This window comes from Bacillota bacterium, from assembly GCA_040754675.1.
GTDB lineage: Bacteria > Bacillota > Limnochordia > Limnochordales > Geochordaceae > Geochorda.
This window is the reverse complement of sequence record JBFMCJ010000184.1, coordinates 1-7,710: the sequence shown is the minus strand read 5'-3', so window position 1 is coordinate 7,710 and position 7,710 is coordinate 1. Positions and strand designations below refer to the sequence as shown.

At 67.7% G+C, this 7,710-nt stretch carries 8 protein-coding genes; 5 read left to right on the top strand and 3 right to left on the bottom strand.

Annotated elements, in window-relative coordinates:
* Positions 1-458 precede the first annotated feature (458 nt).
* Both AB1609_11695 and AB1609_11690 read right to left on the bottom strand, forming a co-directional pair.
* Positions 459-989 (bottom strand): hypothetical protein, encoded by a 531-nt coding sequence (locus AB1609_11695; GenBank protein MEW6047128.1) that lies wholly within the window; start codon positions 987-989, stop codon positions 459-461.
* Entirely contained in the window at positions 943-1,377 is a 435-nt protein-coding gene (locus tag AB1609_11690) for a hypothetical protein (GenBank protein MEW6047127.1), read from the bottom strand. The genes AB1609_11695 and AB1609_11690 overlap by 47 nt, the downstream gene beginning before the upstream one ends.
* Positions 1,378-2,179: 802 nt before the next feature.
* Here AB1609_11690 and AB1609_11685 point away from each other — a divergent pair.
* The 5 genes from AB1609_11685 to AB1609_11665 all read left to right on the top strand — a co-directional run bounded on the left by AB1609_11685 (position 2,180) and on the right by AB1609_11665 (position 6,556).
* A complete protein-coding gene (locus AB1609_11685; protein MEW6047126.1) occupies positions 2,180-2,818 on the top strand; it encodes an energy-coupling factor ABC transporter permease in 639 nt (212 codons plus the stop codon).
* Positions 2,819-2,909: 91 nt separating this feature from the next.
* Complete coding sequence (locus AB1609_11680) at positions 2,910-3,197, top strand: hypothetical protein (protein ID MEW6047125.1); 288 nt, start codon at positions 2,910-2,912, stop codon at positions 3,195-3,197.
* Positions 3,198-3,261: 64 nt separating this feature from the next.
* Positions 3,262-4,254 carry a hydrogenase small subunit gene (locus AB1609_11675; protein ID MEW6047124.1) on the top strand — a complete coding sequence of 331 codons (993 nt, stop codon included), beginning with the start codon at positions 3,262-3,264 and terminating at the stop codon, positions 4,252-4,254.
* A 6-nt stretch (positions 4,255-4,260) separates the two neighbouring features.
* Complete coding sequence (locus AB1609_11670; protein MEW6047123.1) at positions 4,261-5,985, top strand: nickel-dependent hydrogenase large subunit; 1,725 nt, start codon at positions 4,261-4,263, stop codon at positions 5,983-5,985.
* Positions 5,986-6,037: 52 nt separating this feature from the next.
* Positions 6,038-6,556, top strand: a complete 519-nt coding sequence (locus tag AB1609_11665) for a hydrogenase maturation protease (protein ID MEW6047122.1) — start codon at positions 6,038-6,040, stop codon at positions 6,554-6,556.
* 133 nt (positions 6,557-6,689) lie between these two features.
* Here AB1609_11665 and AB1609_11660 read toward each other — a convergent pair.
* Positions 6,690-7,710, bottom strand: a 1,021-nt coding sequence (locus tag AB1609_11660; protein ID MEW6047121.1) for a nicotinate phosphoribosyltransferase, incomplete at its 5' end; no start/stop codon positions are given.

Below are 7,710 nucleotides of genomic sequence, written 5' to 3'. Positions count from 1 at the left end.
CTGCCGCACGGGCGCTTTGCGACGGCGGGCGGTCTGCGCGGCTTGCCGCGTTTGGCCCTTTGGACGATCCTGCCTCGCCGGCTCCTCACCCGCCAGTGACACGCGTCTCGGCGGGGCTGGGACGAATGTCATCCATGCGGGACAATATCTACCCCTGAGGCCGCCTTCCCGTCATTTGCCCGGCAAGCTCATCCCGAGGGCCTGCTCGCGTACCTTCCCGCACCGTTGCTGCGACCTCACGGCTGGGGACCCCGGCAGAGATGACCAACCTACCCTGCCGGCCGGCACCTTCGCGGAGATCAACGCGCGGGCCGCGCCATCCAGCGCAGGCGAACCCATCTCACACCGGTATCGCCGGGGGCGGCCAATGCGCTGGTGGGGCGTTCGAGCTGCGACGCCGAGAAACAGGTGGACGGATGGACCTCACGTGGGCCGGACGTCTTCCGGCGCGAACACCCTCACTCCTCCGGGGCGTTCCCGGGTTCTTCGAGGTGCGAGGCCATCGCAGTCAGGTATTCGGTAAACTGGACAAGCTCTTTGCGAAGGCCATCATAGAGGGCCGGGAGAGCCTTCACGAGGGACCCCATGCGGCTCCATTCCAGTCGGTGGCCGTACACGTTACGGAAGACGCGCCTAAACGATAGGTAGTCCTCCAACCACTTGGTGCTTTCCTTGGACACCACCGCCGGCCGGACACCCGGGATCTCCGCCGCCATGCTGCGTAAAAGCCGCGTATGCCAGCCCTTGCCCGCAGGCAACGAACCATTGAGGTCCTGAACGATGGCCTCAAACACATCCTCAACAGCCGTGTAAAAATCGTGCAGGATGCTCCCGAAAGCGCGCACGCACCATCGTTGGGGTGAAGATCCCGTCGGCAGAGATGCAAGAGCTTCCGTGGCCTCACCCACAATGGTGTCGAGTTGCTCAATCAGTACGCTGATATCACCGGCCAAGCGGCGAAGGGTTCCCGGCTCGACTTCCCTTGCCAAGCAGCACCCCTTCCCTCAGGATGGACTCCCGCAGTGTTGGAGGCACCGCGTCCACATCCACGAGGTCGACATCGAAACTGGAAGCCATCATGATCCGCCCGTACGCTCGAAAGAACAGACCCGGAGGAACGCCCCTCGCCGCCAGGTCGATGTCCGAATCGGCCCGGAACCGCCGGGTCGCCCCGGCTTCTGGCCGCTCCAGCGCCAGCGAGCCAAACACCCACACCTCGGTCGCGCCAAACTCCGCGATGAGGATCCGGGCAAGGCGGCGAGCCTCCGACCAAGCCCGCTCCACCCGGCGCCGGCGGCGGGCTTCTTCAGCCTGCAACCGGCTTCGCCAGGCGGCTACGTAGGCCCTCATCTGGGTTTCGTCGGGTAAGGGCGTCACAGACCGCCTCCCCCTCGCTGACCGTGCCCGCGCGCGCATTTTAACATGCTCAGACCGGGTGAGGCCGGAGCGTGACGGCGAGCGTGGCCGCGCGCTAGTCTCCTCACTGCGTGACGGGGGCCAACGCGCCCGACGATGCGAAGATCGAGGCGATGCTGGAGGACCCACACCAAAACGGCCACCGACCCGGCGAGGTGCTGGGCGGTCCGGCGTACTTCGGCGTGGCGCACCAAAAGCGCCAGGCCGAAGCGGGCACGGTGATCGTGGCCAGGGCGCCTCCGGCGGTCAACCGGGAGGGGCCCTTCGCCCGGGAAAGCGCAGGCTCTTGCAAGGCGGGTGCAAGGCCCTTGCAAGGCGGTCGCAAACATTTCGCAACGGCCCGGCCGCACACTATCTGTATGTAAAACATTTGGGTCCACCCTGCCCGGCAGGAGAGCCGCTTGCCCACTGGTTGGGGAGGTTGGCTGTCCGGCGAACGCCCGCAGGGCGGCGACCCAGGCGGAAAGCCGGTGGGTTTTCCCAACTGACGCGGGTACATCCGGGCACCGGGCCCGCCGTTCACGGTTGTGCGGTCACGAAGAGGTACTGAACCGCTTTTTCTACTCTCTTTGCAGCTAGCGCCCATCCTCCGGTCGGCAACTCCAGCCCGCAGCAAGCGGCGCGCACCCCGCAAGAAGTGTACTCTGGCTTCACCCATCGCAGCTTGGTAGTGGCCCACGACCGGACGCCGCCAGCGAGAACGCATGTCAGCTACGCGAGCAATGCCGGGGCACGAGATGCTCCGGCAGGGGGGAGGGCCGGCGTGCATATCCCGGACGGACTGCTAGATCCTGGGACCTGCGGGATCAGCGCGGCGACCAGCCTCGGGGTCCTAGCGTGGAGCCTGCGCCAGGCACACTCGCAGCGGGAGAGGTGGGATTCGGCACACCTTGGTGCGCTGGCAGCTCTGCTGTTCTCGGTCCAACTGGTTGACGTGCCCATCGCAGGGGGAACCTCCGGGCACCTCCTTGGCGCCGGTTTGGCAGCGCTTTTGTTGGGCCCCTGGGCGGCTACGCTGGTCATGAGCACCGTCTTGTTCATCCAGTGTCTACTCTTTCAAGACGGCGGGCTGACCGCGTTGGGTGCCAACGTGCTCAACATGGCAATCGTCGGCGTCTGGGCGGGGTGGCTTGCCGCGAAGGGCTTGACAAGGATGCAGCTTGACCGTTTGGGCGCTGCGCAGGGATTCGTGGCGGGATGGGCTTCGATGGTAGCGGCGGCCTTCATGGTCGCCCTTGAGCTGGCGTGGGCGGGTGCCGTTCCTATACGCATCGCCTTTCCGGCCATGCTGGGGTGGCATGCCCTCATCGGTATCGGTGAAGGGGTCATCACGATGGCGGTCTTCCCGGCCTTGCGCCGCCAGCTGGCCCGGGAACCGGGAAGGCTGCAAGCCGCTGGGTAGTCAGGGGAGATCGTTGGAGCACCCTGGAGGAGGGTGGTGAGCGGGCGTGCGCCCGGCTTCCCGGTCGAGCGGCTGGCGAGGTGCTGCCGTCGTGTTAGGGCTAGCGGCGGGGCTTGCCGCAGTACTCGCCCCCTTCAGTTGCGACTGGCCGGACGGGCTTGAACGGGTGCTGCGCGACCACGCAACTGCGGTGGCGGAAGGCGGTGAGTGGGCGGCACCGTTTGCCGGGTACAGCCTGCCACTGACGATATCGGAGGGCCTGGCAACTGCTGGGGCCGGCTTGGTTGGGGTGGTGGCGGCGTTCGTGGCGGCTGCAGGCATCGCATGCGCGCTGGGCTTAGGAAGCCCACCGAGGGACCCACGACGCAAGCGGTCTTAAACAGGCCGAAGGTATCGGGGTCGCCAATCGGGGCGTGCCAGGTAAAGGGGGTGTGCCCGTGGCGATGACCTTTCTGGAGTGTCGGATGGCAAGGGGCTTGGGCCGACGCGATTTCCTTCGGTTCTGCGCGGCGGCGGCCGCCTGGATGGGGCTCGACCAGGCAGTGGTGCCAACCATCGCTCGGGCGCTGGCGACCAAGCCCCGGCCACCGGTCATCTGGCGCCACTTCCAGGAGTGCACGGGGTGTACCGAGACGCTGCTGCGTTCGGTCGAGCCAAGCGTTGCCGACCTCATCTTAGACCTCGTCTCCCTGGAGTACCATGAGACGCTGTTGGCCTGCGCCGGGCGCCAGGCCGAGGCCCTGGCTGCGCAGGCCGTGCAACGGTACGCCGGAGAGTACCTGCTGTGCGTCGAGGGCAGCCTCCCCAGCGAGGAGACCCACTGCCTGGTGGGCGGGCGGAGGGCGCGAGCCGTCCTGGAGGAGGAAGCGGCCGGTGCCCGTGCCGTCCTGGCGGTCGGAAGCTGCGCGAGCTGGGGTGGCGTGCAGGGCTGCCGGCCGAATCCGACCGGGGCCCGGGGGGTCCCGGACGTTCTCGGAGGTCGGCCGGTCGTGCGCGTGCCGGGCTGCCCGCCCGTCCCCGAGGTGCTGGCCGGTGTCCTGGTGTACCTTGTCACGTTCGGGACGCTTCCACCGCTGGATGAGAAGGGGCGGCCGAGTGCTTTCTTTGCACAGACCGTCCATGAGCAGTGTCCTCGGCGGGGGCACTTCGAGGAGGGGCGTTTCGCCGAGTCGTTCGGGGACGACGGATATCGCTCGGGATGGTGCCTGTATCCTTTGGGGTGCAGAGGACTGGCCACGTACAACGCCTGCACCCGCCTGCGGTGGAACGCAGGCGTCAGCTCCTGCGTCCAGGCGGGCCATCCATGTCTTGGGTGCGCCAACCTCCCTGGCTCTTGGGACGAGGCTCCTCTTTATGTGGCTGCCCCCGGCACGCTGCCGGAGAGCGCGAGCTGCCGCCGGCCAGCCGCACCCTTGACTGTGGCAAGGAGGGGGTAGAGGCCGTTGGCCAGGCTTGTGGTTGACCCGGTGACGCGCATCGAAGGGCGGCTTCGCATCGAGGCCCGCCTCGACGGCGGACAGGTGCGGGAGGCTTTCAGTTCTGGTACCATGGTGCGGGCCCTGGAGATCGTGTTGCGGGGCCGGGACCCGCGGGAGGCTTGGGCCCTCGCCCAGCGCATCTGTGGGGTCTGCACGACCGTGCATGCGCTGGCCTCCGTGCGGGCGGTCGAAGCCGCCCTCGGCATTGGGATCCCACCCAACGCCAACCTCATTCGTAACATCATGAGCGCCACCCAGATGATTCAGGATCACGTGATCCACTTCTATCACTTGCATGCCCTCGATTGGGTCGACATCACGGCGGCCTTGCAGGCAGACCCGGCCGAGACAAGCGCGCTGGCACGCCGGATCTCCCGATGGCCCCGCAGTTCGGCGGGGTACTTCAAGGACGTTCGGGAGCGACTGAAGCGGTTCGCCGCCAGCGGGCAGCTGGGGATCTTCGCCGGTGGGTACTGGGGCCATCCTGCCTACCGGCTGCCGCCCGAAGTAAACCTGCTGGCGGTGGCCCACTACCTCGAGGCGCTCAACTGGCAGGCGCAGATCATCCAGATCCACGCTCTGTTTGGCGGGAAAAACCCCCACCCCAACTACCTCGTCGGGGGCATGCCCGTGGTGCTCGGCCGCGAAGCGGCTGGGGCCGTCGGATGGCGCGAGCTGGAACAGGTGGAGCGTTGCATCCGGGAAGCCCAAGAGTTTGTGGAGGCCGTCTACCTGCCGGACCTGTTTGCCATCGCAGGCTATTACGCGGCGGACCGATGGGGGGCCGGGCCCGGCCACTTCCTGAGTTTCGGCGAGTTCCCCGCAACTGAGACCCTCGACCCTGCAGGGCTTCGGATACCCCGGGGCGCCGTGCTTGACGGCAATCTCGGTCGGGTCGAGCCCGTCGACCTGACCGACCCGGAGGCGATCACCGAGTCGGTGGCGCGGGCCTGGTATAGGGCCGATCCCGTGGCCGACGGGCTTCACCCCTGGCAGGGGCGGACCGAATTGGCGTACGAGGGACCGCTGCTCTCCCATGATGGCTTGAATACGGAGGGCAAGTACAGCTGGCTCAAGGCGCCGCGCTGGAAGGCTCGGCCCATGGAGGTCGGGCCCCTGGCAAGGCTGGTCGTCGCGTACGCACGGGGTCATCCGGAGGTACGGGAGGAGGTGGACGAGGCGCTGGCCCGCCTGGGGCTTTCGCAGCCGGCCCTCTTCTCGACCCTGGGCCGCACGCTCGCCCGGGGCCTGGAGACCCGGCTGGTCGCCCGATGGCTGGCAGAATTCTTTGAGGCACTGGTGGCCAACGTACGCCGGGGCGAGACGAAGACCGTCCATGCCGCTCACTGGGATCCGAAGACGTGGCCGGCGGAGGCGAGGGGAATTGGCTTCGCCGAGGCTCCCCGGGGCGCGCTCGGCCACTGGATCCGCATCGAGGCTGGCCGCATCGCCAACTACCAGGTCATCGCCCCCACGACGTGGAACGCCTCGCCGCGCGACGCCAGCGGGCAGCCCGGCCCGTTAGAATCGGCCCTGGTTGGAACCCCCGTTGCGCTCCCCGACCAGCCCCTGGAGCTTCTGCGCACCGTCCACTCCTTCGATCCCTGCATCGCGTGTGCGGTGCATGTCGCAGACGCCTCAGCCTCCGCAAAGCGGCGAAAAGCCGCCCCGGCTTCCCCCCGAGCCTGAAGCCGGCGAGGGCCGCCGGTGGAGACTGCCCGGCGAAGGGCTGGGGAGTTGGGTGGCAAGGGAGCGCCCGGAGATCGCCCGGAAGGCCTTGCTTCTGGGTCTTGGCAACCCGCTTTGGGGCGACGATGGAGCAGGGAGCGAGGCGGTTCGGCTGTTCCGCCGGCTCTACCGCTATCCCGACACCCTGCAGGTGGTGGACGGGGGGACCCTCGGGATAGGGCTGGTCGCCTGGCTTGGCTCGGTGGCGGCAGCGGTGATCCTGGATGCGGCAATCGGGCCGGGATCGCCCGGAACGGTTTTGGACCTGCCCTGTCGGCGGCTGGCTCGCACGCGGTGGCTGCGCCTGTCGGAGCATGAGGTAGGGCTGGACGACGTGGTGGCGCTTGCCACCTGGTGCGGGCGGCTGCCGAGACGGTTGCGGGTTGTGGGTATCGTAGCCGCCCGGCTGGCTCCGGGGGTGGGGCTCTCTGAGCCGGTGCGGCAAGCCTTGCCGCAGGCGCTGGACGTGACGAGCAGGTGGCTGCGTCGGTGGGGTGTTGCGGTCTGGAGAAAGGACGGGCCGCCTGAATGAGGTGGCCATGCCCTGGAGCTCGTCGAGGTCACAGAAGCGAGCGCGAGGGAGGCGCAGGCGCCTCTGGTCGTGCGGCAGCGTCTGAGGGCGGGCGAACTTGCCCAGGTCGGCCTCCATGCCCTCGCCTTCGCCTCTAGGACGTCCGGTTGCCCTCAGCGCGCCGGTAGCGCTCCATCGCACTGCGGCGCAGCTCTTGCAACCCCTGGCTAAAGCGCACTGGATAGGGCGCCGGGTTGCGAACGGCCTTGTACTTGTCCGGAAGCCGCGCCATATTGTGCCGGGCCAGCTCCCAGATCTCGGAGAGCGGTGGCTTACTACCCGGCAGTAACTCACCGCCTGCTATGACGGGCCGCAGTAATCGCGTGCCGTTCTGCGGTTTGGGCTCACTTTCGAGCTGGACGAGGTCCTCCTCGAAGTGGCCTATCCTATACACCTCCTTCCTGCCCGGCCACGTACTCTTCTCCCCGGCCAGCTTGATCTTGGCCGCGCCAGCGGAGGTGTGGTCCTGACACCACACTTCCTTATAGACTGCGCCCAGCGCACCCCCCGCGAAGGTCGTGCCGACGCCGAACGCGTCGATGGGTGCGCCCTTGTCCAGCAGTTCATCGATTTTGTACTCGTCGAGATCCCCACTGGCTATGATACGTACCTCTTGCAGCCCGGCCTCATCGAGCACGCGCCGGCAGTACCTGCTCAGCTCGAGCAGGTCCCCGCTGTCGATGCGCACGGCGACCAGGGTGTGCCCCAACCGCTGCTGGACGTCACGCGCCACCTCCACTGCCGTGTGGATTGCCTGCTCTACGTCGTAGGTGTCGAGCAGCAAGGTGTAGCGGTTGAAGCTCTCCGCCACCGCCTGGAAGGCCTCGCGCTCGCTGTCGAACAGCTGGACGAGCGCGTGGGGAATGGTTCCTGTGGCGCGCAGCCGGAATACCTTGGCTGCAGCGACGAAGGAGGTACTGGTACAGCCGCCAATCGAGGCCGCGCGAGCGGCGATGAACGGCTCCTGCACCCGGCGGAAGGCGAACTCGGCCACCGGCCGGCCCCGGGCCGCGTGCACGATACGTGCCGCCTTGGTGGCGATGAGCGTCGACACACTCATGGCGTGGAGCAGTCCAGACTCAAGCAGCAGCGCGTCGCGGAATGGAGCGGTCACC